Annotated in this window: 12 protein-coding genes; 7 read left to right on the top strand and 5 right to left on the bottom strand. The window is 71.9% G+C overall.

The annotated features are described in order from the left end of the window. Positions 1-174 precede the first annotated feature (174 nt). Entirely contained in the window at positions 175-831 is a 657-nt protein-coding gene (locus ONA70_RS27390) for a DUF4190 domain-containing protein (protein ID WP_265009371.1), read from the bottom strand. Between the two features lie 242 nt (positions 832-1,073). Between ONA70_RS27390 and purN the strand changes: the two genes are divergently transcribed. The 6 genes from purN (at position 1,074) to ONA70_RS27420 (ending at position 8,922) form a co-directional block, all read left to right on the top strand. Then, positions 1,074-1,694, top strand: coding sequence for a phosphoribosylglycinamide formyltransferase (purN, locus tag ONA70_RS27395; protein WP_265009372.1), 621 nt, complete (start codon positions 1,074-1,076; stop codon positions 1,692-1,694). Next, on the top strand, positions 1,691-3,262 hold the full coding sequence (purH, locus tag ONA70_RS27400; protein WP_265009373.1) for a bifunctional phosphoribosylaminoimidazolecarboxamide formyltransferase/IMP cyclohydrolase: 1,572 nt from the start codon (positions 1,691-1,693) through the stop codon (positions 3,260-3,262). Before purN ends, purH begins: the two co-directional genes overlap by 4 nt. 248 nt (positions 3,263-3,510) lie before the next feature. Further along, positions 3,511-4,044: a hypothetical protein gene (locus ONA70_RS27405; RefSeq protein WP_265009374.1), complete on the top strand. Its 534-nt coding sequence runs from the start codon at positions 3,511-3,513 to the stop codon at positions 4,042-4,044. A gap of 158 nt (positions 4,045-4,202) precedes the next feature. Further along, positions 4,203-6,836 (top strand): beta propeller repeat protein, encoded by a 2,634-nt coding sequence (locus tag ONA70_RS27410; protein ID WP_265009375.1) that lies wholly within the window; start codon positions 4,203-4,205, stop codon positions 6,834-6,836. A gap of 172 nt (positions 6,837-7,008) precedes the next feature. Further along, positions 7,009-7,872: a bifunctional methylenetetrahydrofolate dehydrogenase/methenyltetrahydrofolate cyclohydrolase gene (locus ONA70_RS27415; RefSeq protein ID WP_265009376.1), complete on the top strand. Its 864-nt coding sequence runs from the start codon at positions 7,009-7,011 to the stop codon at positions 7,870-7,872. A 99-nt stretch (positions 7,873-7,971) separates the two neighbouring features. Beyond that, positions 7,972-8,922 carry a malate dehydrogenase gene (locus ONA70_RS27420; RefSeq protein WP_265009377.1) on the top strand — a complete coding sequence of 317 codons (951 nt, stop codon included), beginning with the start codon at positions 7,972-7,974 and terminating at the stop codon, positions 8,920-8,922. 151 nt (positions 8,923-9,073) lie between these two features. Here the strand turns inward: ONA70_RS27420 and ONA70_RS27425 are convergent, their stop codons facing one another. Further along, the gene (locus ONA70_RS27425; RefSeq protein ID WP_265009378.1) at positions 9,074-9,883 is read right to left on the bottom strand and encodes an MBL fold metallo-hydrolase; all 810 of its coding nucleotides are present in this window, start codon (positions 9,881-9,883) and stop codon (positions 9,074-9,076) included. A 133-nt stretch (positions 9,884-10,016) separates the two neighbouring features. Between ONA70_RS27425 and ONA70_RS27430 the strand changes: the two genes are divergently transcribed. Beyond that, positions 10,017-11,234: an NADP-dependent isocitrate dehydrogenase gene (locus ONA70_RS27430; protein WP_265009379.1), complete on the top strand. Its 1,218-nt coding sequence runs from the start codon at positions 10,017-10,019 to the stop codon at positions 11,232-11,234. Positions 11,235-11,529: 295 nt separating this feature from the next. Here ONA70_RS27430 and galT read toward each other — a convergent pair whose 3' ends face one another. The 3 genes from galT to cysC all read right to left on the bottom strand — a co-directional run. Next, entirely contained in the window at positions 11,530-12,603 is a 1,074-nt protein-coding gene (galT, locus tag ONA70_RS27435; protein WP_265009380.1) for a galactose-1-phosphate uridylyltransferase, read from the bottom strand. After that, on the bottom strand, positions 12,600-13,388 hold the full coding sequence (locus tag ONA70_RS27440; protein WP_265009381.1) for a DeoR/GlpR family DNA-binding transcription regulator: 789 nt from the start codon (positions 13,386-13,388) through the stop codon (positions 12,600-12,602). The genes galT and ONA70_RS27440 overlap by 4 nt, the downstream gene beginning before the upstream one ends. 171 nt (positions 13,389-13,559) lie before the next feature. Further along, positions 13,560-14,206: adenylyl-sulfate kinase (gene cysC, locus ONA70_RS27445; RefSeq protein WP_265009382.1), on the bottom strand; the 647-nt coding region annotated here is incomplete at its 5' end.

The raw sequence follows: 14,206 nt of genomic DNA on the forward strand, positions 1-14,206 counted from the left end.
CGATTCCCTGCTGCGCGGCAACCTCGCCTGCCGCCGAATCGCGTTGATCAGGGAGTTCGGGTCGGCGACAGCGAAGACTCCCACTCGACTCCCGTGATCAGCCCGGCCGTGCCCGGGAGACGGAGACGGCGAAGGGGCGCCGGCAGGGCCGGCGCCCCTTCCTGGCGGCTCGGGTCAGGAACCGAGGTTGCTCAGGTTGATCGCGGCGCCGGCGATCGCGTTGATGATGCCGATGACGATGCCGATGCCGCCGCAGATCAGCGCCGCCTTGGCCTGACCGGCGTTGCTCGCCTCACCGGACTGGACCTTCTTCTGGCCCATGACGCCGAGCACCACGCCGGCGATGCCGGCCGGGATGCCGATCAGCGGGCAGCAGAGGCCGAGCACGATGGACGCGATGCCGGCGATCATGCCGATCAGGCCGAGGTTGTTGTTCTGCCCCTGGCCCTGCGGGTAGCCGGCGGTCGGGTACTGCGGCGCGGCGCCGTACGGCTGCTGCGCGTACGGGTCCTGGTACGGCTGCTGGCCGTAGGGCTGTCCGGAGGTCGGCTGCTGGCCGTAGGGCTGGCCCGAGGTCGGCTGCTGGCCGTAGGGCTGGCCCGACGTCGGCTGCTGCCCGTAGGGCTGGCCCGAGGTCGGCTGCTGCCCGTACTGCGGGGCCTGCGGCGGCTGGGCGTACGGGTCCTGCCCGTACGGCTGGCCCGGGTTGGGCTGCTGCCCGTACTGGGGGGCCTGCGGCGGCTGGGCGTACGGGTCGTACTGCGGGGAGGTCGGGTCCTGATGGGGCTGCTGCTGGCCGTACGGGTCCTGACCGGGGTAACCGGGCTGCATTGCTCAGTGCTCCTCAAACTGGGGGGTCGACGTCCGTGGTCGGTTGCTGCCGCTCATCATTCCGCCCAGCACCGGGACGCCGCGGCACACGGGCCCGGGACCAAGGTCACGATGTCGACGCCCGGCCGACCATGGGCCGGACACCGGGCGACGGCAGCGTATCGTGCCGGCGCCACACCGGAGATCACGCGAGGCCGCCGCCCAAGCGCTGGACCTCCCGACCTGCCGGATAGGGTTGCCCCGTGACCGAGCCCGCGTCCGTCGCCCGCCTCGTCGTCCTCGTCTCCGGCTCCGGCAGCAACCTCCAGGCGCTGCTGGACGCCACCGCCGACCCCGGGTACGGGGCCCGGGTGGTCGCCGTGGGCGCCGACCGTGACGGGATCGCCGGGCTGGACCGAGCCGCCACGGCCGGCGTACCCACCTTCGTGGAGCGGGTGAAGGACCACCCGACCCGCGAGGACTGGGACAAGGCGCTCACCGCGCGGGTGGCCGAGCACGAGCCGGACCTGGTCATCAGCGCCGGCTTCCTCAAGCTGGTCGGCCCGCACTTCCTGGCCGCGTTCGGCGACCGCTACCTCAACACGCACAACACGCTGCTGCCGGCGTTCCCCGGCATCCACGGCCCGCGGGACGCGCTCGCGTACGGCGTGAAGATCACCGGGGCCACCCTGTTCTTCGTCGACGCCGGAATGGACACCGGCCCGATCGTCGCCCAGGTCGCCGTGCCGGTGCTGGACGGCGACGACGAGGAGACGCTCACCGAGCGCATCAAGGAGGCCGAGCGGCGCCAGCTCGTCGAGCAGGTCGGTCGGCTGGTTCGTGAAGGTTGGACGATCACCGGCAGAAAGGTCTCAATTCCGTGAGTGCCACTGAGGATGGCCGCCGCCCGATCCGGCGGGCGCTGGTCAGCGTCTACGACAAGACCGGCCTGGTCGAGCTGGCCCGGGCCCTGCACGAGGCCGGGGTGGAAATCGTCTCGACCGGCAGCACCGCGTCGACGATCTCCGGCGCGGGCGTGCCGGTGACCCCGGTCGAGCAGGTGACCGGCTTCCCGGAGATCCTCGACGGCCGGGTGAAGACCCTGCACCCGAAGATCCACGGTGGTCTCCTCGCCGACCTGCGCAAGGACGCCCACGCCGCCCAGCTCGACGAGCACGGCATCGCCGGCATCGACGTGCTGATCTCCAACCTCTACCCGTTCCAGGCCACGGTCGCCTCCGGGGCGAGCCAGGACGAGTGCGTCGAGCAGATCGACATCGGCGGTCCGGCGATGGTCCGGGCCGCGGCCAAGAACCACGCCTCGGTCGCCGTGGTGACCGACCCGGCGGCGTACCCGGCGCTGCTGGCCGCGCTCTCCGAGGGCGGCTTCACGCTGGCCCAGCGCCGCGCGCTGGCCGCCCGCGCGTTCGCCGACATCGCCGAGTACGACGTGGCGGTCGCCGAGTGGTTCGCCACCACCGTGGCGCCGGCCGCCGACGGGTGGCCGGAGTTCGCCGGCCTGTCGCTGCGCCGCCAGGCGGTGCTGCGCTACGGCGAGAACCCGCACCAGGCGGCGGCGCTCTACGCCGACCCGGCCAGCCCGGCCGGCCTGGCGCAGGCGGAGCAGCTGCACGGCAAGGAGATGTCGTACAACAACTACGTCGACGCGGACGCCGCCTGGCGGGCCGCGAACGACTTCCCGGAGCAGCCGGCGGTGGCGATCATCAAGCACGCCAACCCGTGCGGCATCGCGGTGGGGGCGGACGTGGCCGAGGCGCACCGCAAGGCACACGCGTGCGACCCGGTGTCGGCGTACGGCGGGGTGATCGCGGTGAACCGGCCGGTCAGCGTGGCGCTGGCCCGGCAGGTCGCGGACATCTTCACCGAGGTCCTGGTGGCCCCCGGCTTCGACGAGGGCGCGGTGGAGATCCTCCAGGCCAAGAAGAACATCCGGTTGCTGCGCGCCCCGGAGTTCGCGCCGCTGCCGGCGGAGTGGCGGCAGGTCACCGGCGGTGTGCTGGTGCAGCTGCGGGACCGGATCGACGCCGAGGGCGACGACCCGGCGAACTGGCGGCTGGCCACCGGCGAGGCGGCCGACGAGGCGACCCTGCGGGACCTGGCGTTCGCCTGGCGGGCCGTACGGGCGGTGAAGAGCAACGCGATCCTGCTGGCCAGGGAGGGCGCCACCGTCGGCGTCGGGATGGGCCAGGTCAACCGGGTCGACTCGGCACAGCTCGCGGTCACCCGGGCCGGCGCCGACCGGGCCCGCGGCTCGGTGTGCGCCTCGGACGCCTTCTTCCCGTTCGCCGACGGCCCGAAGATCCTCATCGCGGCCGGCGTCCGGGCGATCGTCCAACCGGGCGGTTCGATCCGGGACGAGGAGACCATCGCGGCCTGCAAGGAGGCCGGCGTGACCATGTACCTCACCGGCACCCGGCACTTCTTCCACTGAGCGAGGTGGACGACGGGGGCGTGGCCGACGCGGCCGCGCCCCCGTTTCATGTAGCGGGTCGCGGCCGGAAGGCGCTGTCACGTCGGCTGTCCTGACCAGCCGAAAGTACGACCGCTCTCCCGTTGCCGGGCTGTGAAAGTTGTTGCTAGCGTTGTCCCGCAGCAAGCGATCGACCCTCCCCGTTCTCCCCGCCCGCGGCCACCGCGCCGCCGCCCGAGCTGCCTCCCCTTCTCCCGACAGGCCTGCCCATGCGCGTACTCGACCGGTTTGCCGCCGTCGTCGTCGCGCTGGCGTTCGTCCTGGCCGGGCTGGGGGCACCCTGCTGCGGGGAGACTCTCGAGCCCGGCGCGGTGGTCACCGCCGCGCACCGGTCGATCGTCCACGACGGCCCGTCCGTTCTTCCTCCGGATGGACGGTCCGGGCGACGACTCCAGCTCGGCGTGTCTGACGCCGCGCCGCGACCTGGAGCCGTCGTCGACGCACCGGTCACTACGCCGGGGCGTCCCACCCCGCCCTCCGGCGACCCCCGAGCCGTCGGCGCGCGCCTCACGCCTCCCGACGCTCCGTCGGAGTTGTGGACGGAAGTCTCCGGTGGACCCCGCGGTGACCACCGCGCCGGCGTCGTCACCAGCGACGGACCGGACGATCTCCTCCCGGCCGCGCCCCTGCGCGTCGGCGGCGCCCCGCAGCCGGTGGTGGCCCCGACCCGCTACGGGCAGCCGGCCGTGTCGCTGCCGCCACGCGGCAGCCTGCCCAGCCGGGCTCCGCCGGCCCTGGCCTGACCCTTACCCGCACCGCCTGTCGGGTGTGACCCGCCGGCTGAGTGTCGATTGCGGACGGTCGCCGTCCGATCACCGAAGCGCCATGGTCGCCATCCGTCGGTCCATGGTTTCCCACCCGGGCAGACCGCTCGGGGACCCCTTGAATCCGGAGGATTCACATGTCGAAGTCCCGCTGGCGCAAGCCGGCGACAATCGCGGGCGCGCTGGTGCTCACCGCCGCGCTCGGTGGCGTCGTCGCCACCAACCACGAGGTGCAGGAGAAGCTCGGCCTGGCCGACGAGCCCGGCGCCAACATGCCCTGGCATCCCAGGGAGTTCATGGAGATGGCGGCCGGCGAGTCGTCCGAGGAGGCCGGCGAGGAGGCCTTCGAGGCGCGCACCATCGCCGAGCAGTTCGCCCAGGCCCGCTACGCCCCGGGCATCGTCTCGCCGGGTGCGTACTCGAACGCGCTGAGCCAGCTCAACGGGCTCGCCGCCACCAAGGGCACCTGGCACGAGGTCACCAACATCAAGTACGACGGTGACGACCCGCGCTACCGCGACTACGCGTCCAACTCCTCGGGAGGTGCCGGCCTGGTCACCGGCCGGATCACGGGCCTGGCCGCGGACAACAGCGGCTACGTGTACGCGGCCGGCGCGGACGGCGGCGTGTGGCGCTCCTCGACCGGCGGCGGGAGCTGGACGCCGATCACGGACGCGCTGCCCACGCTGTCCAGCGGCGACATCGTGCTCGCCGGCGATGGTTCGCTCTGGTACGCCACCGGCGAGGCGAACACCGGCGGCACCTCGTACGTCGGCGCCGGCGTCTACCGGCTGGCCAACCCGAAGTCCGGCACGTTCAAGGCGACCGACCGGGTCGGCGGGACCGAGCTGGAGAGCACGGTCATCAACAAGCTGCGCTTCTTCGACGGCAAGGTCTGGGTCGCCACCAACCGGGGCCTGTTCTCGCACGCGATGAGCAGCACCTCGGGCGCCTGGAAGCTGGAGTTCGCGCCGAACCCGAGCTACCTGCCGGGCGGGGCGAACGCGGGCACCGCGAACGCCGCGTACAAGAACATCGTCAACGACGTGGCCCAGGATCCGCGCAACCCGAAGCACGTGGTGGTCGCCTCGGCCTGGCGCTCCGGTGACACCTACAACGGCTTCTACGAGACCGCCGACTACACCGCCGGCGGCTGGACGAAGGTCAACCCGACCGGTGCCATGCCGGCCGACGACATCGGCTACGTGACGTTCGCCTTCTCCGCCGACGGCGGCAAGCTGTACGCGATCAACCAGTCGCCGCAGCTGCTCAACAAGCCGGTCGGCAATGTGAACAGCTACCTGGACGGCATCTACGTCTCCAACACCGGCAACCCGGCCGGCCCGTGGAACAAGATCGCCGACTCGTCGAAGCTGGGCAACTCCGGCTCGGCGCTGAAGCAGACCGTGATCGGCAAGGGCTACGGCCCCGGCATCCAGGCCTGGTACAACCAGTTCCTGGCGGTGGACCCGGCCAACCCGAACCACCTCTGGGCGGGTCTGGAGGAGGTCTACGAGTCGACCGACGCCGGCGCGACCTGGAAGACCGTGGGTCCGTACTGGAACTTCGGCTTCTCCTGCTGGAGCATCTACGACGCGCAGAACAAGTGCAACAAGACCACCCACTCCGACCAGCACTCGGTGGCGGTCGGCAACGGGTTCGTCTACGTCGGCAACGACGGTGGTGTGTACCGCCGGCCGATCAACGGCAGGACCGACAAGGAAGGCCACGCCACCGACTGGCAGAGCCTGAACGACGGCACCATCGACGCTCTGCAGTACTACTCGGTCGCGGTGGGCAAGGACCCGGCCAAGGCCGGCACCATCGTCTCCGGTGGTCTGCAGGACAACGGCACCTCGATCCTGCGCCCCGGCGACACCGTGATGGGTTCGCACTTCGGCGGTGACGGCGGCGACTCGCAGGCCGACCCGGCGAACGGCTGCCGGCAGGTCCAGGAGTACACCAACCTGGCCATGCGGGTGACCGAGAACTGCAACGCCAACACCGGCTCGGGCACGCTCGCGGACTCCACCTCGCGGGACATTCGGCCGTACACCAACGCGCCGGGTGACGAGCCGGCCCGGTTCATCGCGCCGTTCGCGCCGGACGACCACGACGCGAACGTCTGGGTCGCCGGTGGCCAGCACGTCTGGGTGAACACCAACGGCTACGCGATCCAGAACGGCAAGGGCTGGACCAACGTGTTCGACCTGGGCGCTGGGCACACCGCCACCTCGGTGGCGGTCTCCGGCGGCATGGCGTACGTCGGCTGGTGCGGCCCGTGCAACAACGCCGGGTTCGCCCGGGGCGTCGCGGTCGGCAAGGTCAACGACCCGTCGAGCTGGCACCAGATCACCCTGCCGGGTGACTTCCCGAACCGGTTCGTGCAGGGCGTCGGGATCGACCGGGCGAACGCCTCGCACGCCTTCCTCGCGGTCAACGGGTTCTCCCGCCGGTTCACCGAGGGTCCGGGCGCCGGCTTCGGTCACGTCTTCGAGACCACCGACGCGGGCGCGACCTGGAAGGACGTCTCGGCGAACCTGCCGGACGTGCCGGCCAGCTCGATCAAGGAGCTGTCCAACGGCGCGCTGGTGCTCGCCACCGACCTGGCCACGTTCTACCGCGCGCCGGGCGCCACCGACTGGCAGCGGCTCGGCTCCGGCCTGCCGCTGACCGTCGGCATGGACGTCGAGTACAACCCGATCGACAACTCGGTGTACGTCGCGACCCACGGTCGCGGCATCTGGGCGTTCAACCTCGCCCAGCTCTGAGGCGTCGTCCGGTCCGGCGCGGCCCCCGATCCGCCCGGGCCGGACGACCTCGGTCCAGCCGGTGTGTGGCCAAATCCGCAGATGATAACTCTGCGTGACGAAACCCACGTAACAGATCGTCACCATTGCCTGTCGTCGTTCCCGCCACCCCGGGCCGTGAGACGATCCAGGCGTGACGGCGACGATCCTGGACGGCAAGGCCACCGCGGGGGAGATCAAGGACGAGCTGCGGGCGCGGGTCAAGGCGCTGGCGGAGCGGGGCGTCACCCCGGGCCTCGGCACGGTGCTGGTCGGTGCCGACCCCGGCTCCCAGGCGTACGTCAACGGCAAGCACCGGGACTGCGCCGAGGTGGGCATCGCCTCGATCCGGCGCGAGCTGCCCGCCGACGCCAGCCAGGAGCAGCTGGACGGGGTGCTCACCGAGCTGAACGCCGACCCGGCCTGCCACGGCTACATCGTCCAGTTGCCGCTGCCGGCGCACCTGGACACCCAGCGGGCGCTGGAGATGATCGACCCGGCCAAGGATGCCGACGGCCTGCACCCGGTCAACCTGGGCCGCTTGGTGCTCGGCTACGACGCGCCGCTGCCCTGCACCCCGCGCGGCATCGTCGAGCTGCTGCGCCGGCACGACGTGCCGCTGCGCGGCGCGAAGGTGGCCGTGGTCGGCCGGGGCAACACCGTCGGCCGGCCGCTGGGCCTGCTGCTCACCCGGCGCAGCGAGAACGCCACCGTGACCCTCTGCCACACCGGCACCCTGGACCTCGCCGCGCACACCCGCGAGGCGGACATCGTCATCGTCGCGGCCGGCGTGCCCGGCCTGCTCACCGCCGACATGGTCACGCCCGGCGCGACCGTGGTCGATGTCGGTATCACCCGGGTGGTCGGGGCCGACGGCAAGGGTCGCTACACCGGCGACGTCGACCCGGCGGTGGCCGACGTGGCCGGCAAGCTGGTGCCGATGCCCGGTGGCGTCGGGCCGATGACCCGGGCCATGCTGCTGACCAACGTGGTCGAGCGTGCCGAGCAGCAGTACTGACCACCCGAGCGGGTCATAACCGTCCGCCCCTGGCCTGAACGGTGCCAGGATGGCTGATACGGTCCGGAAAACCGACTGGTATCAGGGAGTGGGACGACCATGGGTAAGAAGGTCACTGTCGTCGGGGCCGGCTTCTACGGCTCCACCACCGCACAGCGCCTGGCCGAGTACGACGTCTTCGACACCGTCGTGATCACCGACATCGTGGAGGGCAAGCCGGCGGGCCTCGCGCTGGACCTCAACCAGTCGCGTGCCGTCGAGGGCTTCGAGACGAAGGTCGTCGGCGTCACCACCGGCCCGAACGGCGAGGGTTACGAGGCCATCGAGGGCTCGGACGTCGTCGTCATCACCGCCGGCTTGCCCCGTAAGCCCGGCATGAGCCGGATGGACCTGCTGGAGACCAACGCCAAGATCGTCCGCCAGGTCGCCGAGAACGTCGCCAAGTACGCTCCGAACGCCGTCGTCATCGTCGTCTCCAACCCGCTCGACGAGATGACCGCCCTCGCCCAGCTCGCCACCCAGTTCCCGAAGAACCGGGTGCTCGGCCAGGCCGGCATGCTGGACAGCGCCCGGTTCACCAACTTCGTCGCCGAGGCGCTGGACGTACCGGTCAAGTCGGTGAAGACCCTGACCCTGGGCTCGCACGGCGACACCATGGTCCCGGTCCCGTCGCAGAGCACCGTGAACGGCAAGCCGCTGCGTGACGCCATGCCGGCCGCGCAGATCGAGGAGCTGGTCGTCAAGACCCGCAACGGTGGCGCCGAGGTCGTCGCGCTGCTGAAGACCGGTTCGGCGTACTACGCCCCGTCCGCCGCCGCCGCCCGGATGGCGAAGGCCGTGGCCGAGGACTCCGGCGAGATCATGCCGGTCTGCGCCTGGGTCGACGGCGAGTACGGCATCTCCGGCGTCTACCTGGGCGTCGAGGCGGAGATCGGCCGGGTGGGTGTCCGGCGGGTCGTCGAGACCGACCTGGACGCCGACGAGCTGGCCAGCCTCAAGGAGGCCGCCGAGGCCGTCCGCGCCAAGCAGGCCGACGTCGCCAACATGTGACCCTGACCACCTGCCGAAGGGGCGGGCCGGCTCACGCCGCCCCGCCCCTTCCCCATTCCCCTCCCACCCACCCCCACCCGGCCCCTGGCCGTCCGCGCTGATCAAGGAGTTTGCGTCGGGAATCGGTCGAGATCTGACGCAAACGCCTTGGTCAACTCTGAGGGGGATGGGGTTCGAGGGGGGTGAAGGGGGTGCCGAGGTGGGGGGTGGCGAGGGTGGTGGGGCCGCGCCTCGCCAGGGTGTCCAGGAGCGCCACCCGGGTGGTGCGGGCCAGGCCGGGGTCCTCCTCGTGGGCATAGGGCAGGGCCGGGTCGACCAGTTGTAGGGGGTGGACCAGGAGGTCGCCGGTGACCAGGAGGCGGTCGTCGCCGGAGTCGACCAGCACCGACTGGTGTCCCGGGGTGTGTCCCGGCGTGCTCAGCACGCGTACCCCTGGGGTCAGGTCGGTCTCGCCGTCGACCACCCGCAGCCGGCCGGCGGCGCGCAACGGCCCCAGGAGCCGGGCTGGCAGCTCCGGGTGGAACCGCGCCAACGCCTCCAGTTCGGCCCGTTGCAGCAGGTGGTCCGCGTTCGGGAAGAGCTCGCCGGCCCATCCGACGTGGTCGCTGTGCAGGTGGGTGAGCACCACCGTCCGGACGTCCGCCGGGTCGATCCCGGCCGCCGCCAGCTCCGCGGGCAGCCGGCCCGGGACCGGCGCCCAGCCGGCGGCGAGCGAGTCGGCCGGCCCGATGCCGGCGTCGACCAGGGTCACCGGCCCGTCCCCGGTACGCAGCGCGAAGCAGCGGAACGGCAGCCACCAGCCGCCGTCCGGGGTGACCGTGGCCGGGTCCCGGCGGTCGGCCTCCGCCCACTGGGCGGCGGTGGCGTCGGGGAACGCCGCCTCGCGGGGCTGGAAGAAGGGCCCTGCTCCGTCGACCAGGGCGGTGACCGTGATAGACCCGACCGTGTGATCCAGCGGCATCCGGGAAGGATGGCACCGCGACCCGTCCCGGGGCGACCCCGTTCCATGGGGTGAGGCCGGCTGGGGAGCCCCGGTCAGTTTCCAGTACGCTCGTACTGCTTGAGCACGTGTCCCCCGAGAGGAGCGCCGGCCGATGGCGAAGATCAAGGTAAACAACCCGGTCGTGGAAATCGACGGCGACGAGATGACCCGGATCATCTGGAAGCAGATCCGGGAGCAGCTGATCCTGCCGTACCTCGACGTCGACCTGCACTACTACGACCTGTCGATCCAGCACCGCGACGCCACCGACGACCAGGTCACCGTCGACGCCGCCAACGCCATCAAGGAGCACGGCGTCGGCGTCAAGTGCGCCACCATCACCCCCGACGAGGCCCGGGTGGAGGAGTTCGGCCTGAAGAAGATGTGGCGGTCGCCGAACGGCACCATCCGCAACATCCTCGGCGGCGTCGTCTTCCGTGAGCCGATCATCATGTCGAACGTGCCGCGGCTCGTCCCGGGCTGGACCAAGCCGATCATCATCGGCCGGCACGCGCACGGTGACCAGTACAAGGCCACCGACTTCGTCGTCCCCGGACCGGGCACGGTGACCATCACCTACACCCCGGCCGACGGCGGCGCGCCGATGGAGATGGAGGTCGCCAAGTTCCCCGGCGGCGGCGTCGCCATGGGCATGTACAACTTCGACGAGTCGATCCGGGACTTCGCCCGCGCCTCGATGCGCTACGGCCTGGACCGCGGCTACCCGGTCTACCTGTCGACGAAGAACACGATCCTCAAGGCGTACGACGGCCGGTTCAAGGACATCTTCGCCGAGGTGTTCGAGAACGAGTTCAAGTCGGAGTTCGAGGCCGCCGGCATCACCTACGAGCACCGGCTGATCGACGACATGGTCGCCGCCGCGCTCAAGTGGGAGGGCGGCTTCGTCTGGGCCTGCAAGAACTACGACGGTGACGTCCAGTCGGACACCGTCGCGCAGGGCTTCGGCTCGCTCGGCCTGATGACCTCCGTGCTGATGACCCCGGACGGCCGTACGGTCGAGGCCGAGGCCGCGCACGGCACCGTCACCCGGCACTACCGGCAGTGGCAGAAGGGCGAGAAGACCTCGACCAACCCGATCGCCTCGATCTACGCCTGGACCCGGGGCCTGGCCCACCGGGGCAAGCTGGACGGCACCCCGGCGGTCGCCGAGTTCGCCAACACGCTGGAGCAGGTCATCGTCGACACCGTCGAGGGTGGCCAGATGACCAAGGACCTCGCGCTGCTCATCTCGCGGGACGCCCCGTGGCTGACCACCGACGAGTTCATGAACGCGCTCGACGAGAACCTGGCGCGCAAGCTCGCCGCCTGATCCTCGCCCGCGTCACCGACCGAGCCCGCCGGCCCCGTGCCGGCGGGCTCCGTCGTGTCCGGGCCGCGTCACCGCAACCGGCCTTGGCTCGTTGAGCAGGGTGGACGAGATGCCAGTCCCGTCCACGGAAGGTTGACGTGGTCGCCTCGCGGCATGAGTGCCGATCAGCCAGCCTTCCCGGCTGTCGCACGCAGCCAGCCGTCCCTTCCCTTGCGGGGGGCCCTGTCCCGGGCCCCCCGCGCCCTGTTGTCCGGCCCGTCGGGTGTTGACAGGGGGCACTGCAAGGGCTCCTCCTTCACGCGGCGCGGAGCAGTTCGGCTGCCCGCTCCGGGGCGATGTCGTTGATGAAGACGCCCATCGCCGACTCGGAGCCGGCCAGGTACTTCAGCTTGTCCTTGGCCCGCCGGATGCTGAACAGCTGCAGGTGCAGGTGGCCCAGCTCGCGGTCGACGCGTACCGGGGCCTGGTGCCAGGCGGCGATGTAGGGCATCGGCAGGTCGAACAGCCCGTCGAAGCGGCGCAGCACGTCCAGGTAGAGCGGGCCGAAGGCGTCCCGCTCGGCGTCGTCCAGCGCCGGGATGTCCGGCACCGGCCGGTGCGGCGCCACGTGCACCTCGAACGGCCAGCGGGCCGCCGCCGGCACGTACGCCGTCCAGTGCTCGTTGGCCGCCACCACCCGGTCCCCGGTGGCGCGCTCCGCGGCGAGCACGTCCGCGTAGAGGTTGCCGCCGGTCCGCTCGGCGTGTCGGCGGGCGGCGGCCAGCATGGCCCGGGTCCGCGGCGTGACGAACGGGTACGCGTAGATCTGACCGTGCGGGTGGTGCAGGGTCACGCCGATCTCGACGCCCCGGTTCTCGAACGGGAAGACCTGCTCCACTCCGGGCAGCGCGCCCAGCGCGACGGTCCGGTCGGCGAGGGCGTCCAGCACGGTCCGCGCCCGGCGCGGGGAGAGGCTGGCGAACGAGGCGGTGTGGTCGTCGGTGAAGCACACCACCTCGCACCGGCCGCGCCCCGGGTTGACCGGGGTGAACGGGGTGATCTCGTCCGGCTCCTCGGCGACCCGTTGGCTCAACGAGGGGAAGCGGTTCTCGAAGACGGCCACGTCGTAGTCGGGGGCCGGGATCTCGCTGAGCCGGTCACCCCGGGACGGGCAGAGCGGGCACTCGTCGGCCGGGGGGAGGAAGGTCCGGGTCTGCCGGTGCGCCGCCACCGCCACCCATTCGTCGGTGAGCGGGTCGTACCGGAGCTGGGAGGCGGACGGCGGCGGGGGCAGCTCCCGCCGGTCCGGCTGGTCACGGACCGCGTCGTCGCGCTCGTCGAAGTAGATCAACTCGCGGCCGTCGGCCAGCCCGATCCGCGTACGCTTCACTCCGCCCCCTCGCCGAGCGGCACAATCACCAGTTCGCCCACCCTGTCCTCGAGTACCCGTCGCGCCTCCGGCGCCAACCGGTCGTCGGTGACCAGCACGTCCGCCACGTCCAGGCCGACGATCGAGGAGATGCCGACCGTGCCCCACTTGGTGTGGTCCGCCAGCACGACCAGCCGATCGGCCGCCGCCACCAGGGCCCGGTCGGTGTCCGCCTCCATCAGGTTCGGCGTGGTGAAGCCCGCCCGCTCGCTGATCCCGTGCACGCCGAGGAAGAGCAGGTCCAGATGCAGTGCGCCGAGCGCGGCCACGGCCAGCGGGCCGACCAGCGCGTCGGAGGGGGTACGCACTCCGCCGGTGAGCACCACGGTCTGGTCCGGCCGGCCGCCGACGTGCAGGATCTCGGCCACCGGCAGGGAGTTCGTCACCACGGTCAGCCCCGGCACGTCGAGCAGGTGACGGGCCAGCTCGGCGGTGGTCGTACCGGCCGAGAGGGCGACGGCCGCGCCGGGGCGGACCAGCTGCGCCGCCCAGGCGGCGATGGCCCCCTTCTCGGCGCCCTGGCGGACCGACTTGGCCCGGAAGCCGGGCTCATCGGTCGAGCCGGGGCCGGCGAGGGTGGCCCCGCCGTGCACCTTGGCCAGCAGCCCCTGCTCGTGCAGCGTCTCCAGGTCGCGCCGGATGGTCATGTCGGAGACGCCGAACTCGGCGGCCAGTTCGGTGACCCGGACGCCGCCGGCGGCGCGTACCCGGTCGAGGATGGCCGCCTGCCGCTGCCGCGCGAGCACCCGCCGTCACCTCCGCGCTCCCGACCACGTGCACGTGGTCGAACGTGTTCCAACAAAGACGAACACTAGCGCGCAGCGAAGCGGAGCGGAAGCAGAGCGGAAGCGGAACGAGATCCTGGACACACGACCGCCGCCGGCCCGGGGCGGGACGGCGGCGGCCGGTGCGGATGATCAGGCGGACTGCAGGCGGGGCTCCACCCAGCCGGTCTCGGTCAGGTGGTCCATCACCCGCCGGACCGCCTCGTCGACGCTCAGGTCCGTGGTGTCCACCACCAGGTCGGCGTCGGTCGGCTCCTCGTACGGGTCGTCGATACCGGTCATCCCGGTGAGCAGGCCGGCCCGGGCGCGGGCGTACAGGCCCTTGCGGTCGCGCTGCTCACAGACCGCCAGCGGGGTGGCGACGTGGACCAGCAGGAACCCGGCCCCGGCGGCGTGCGCCATCTCCCGGGCGGTGGACCGGGCCGCCGTGTACGGGGCGATCGGGCAGCAGATGCCGACTCCCCGGTGCCGGGCGATCTCGGCGGCCACCCAGCCGATCCGACGGACGTTGGCGTCCCGGTCGGCCTTGCTGAAGCCCAGCCCGGCGGATAGCTCCCGGCGCACCACGTCCCCGTCCAGCAGGGTGACGGTGCGGTCGCCCCCCTCGCGCAGTACGTCGGCCAGCCCCCGGGCGATGGTCGACTTGCCGGAGCCGGAGAGGCCGGTCAGGAAGACCACCAGGCCCCGGTGCCGGCGCGGCGGGCGGGCCCGGGCCAGCTCCTTGGCCACCGCTGGCGGGGTGTGCCACTCGGGCAGCGGGAAGCCCCGGTCCAGCAGGT

The organism is Micromonospora yasonensis, from assembly GCF_026013475.1.
Classification (GTDB): domain Bacteria; phylum Actinomycetota; class Actinomycetes; order Mycobacteriales; family Micromonosporaceae; genus Micromonospora; species Micromonospora yasonensis.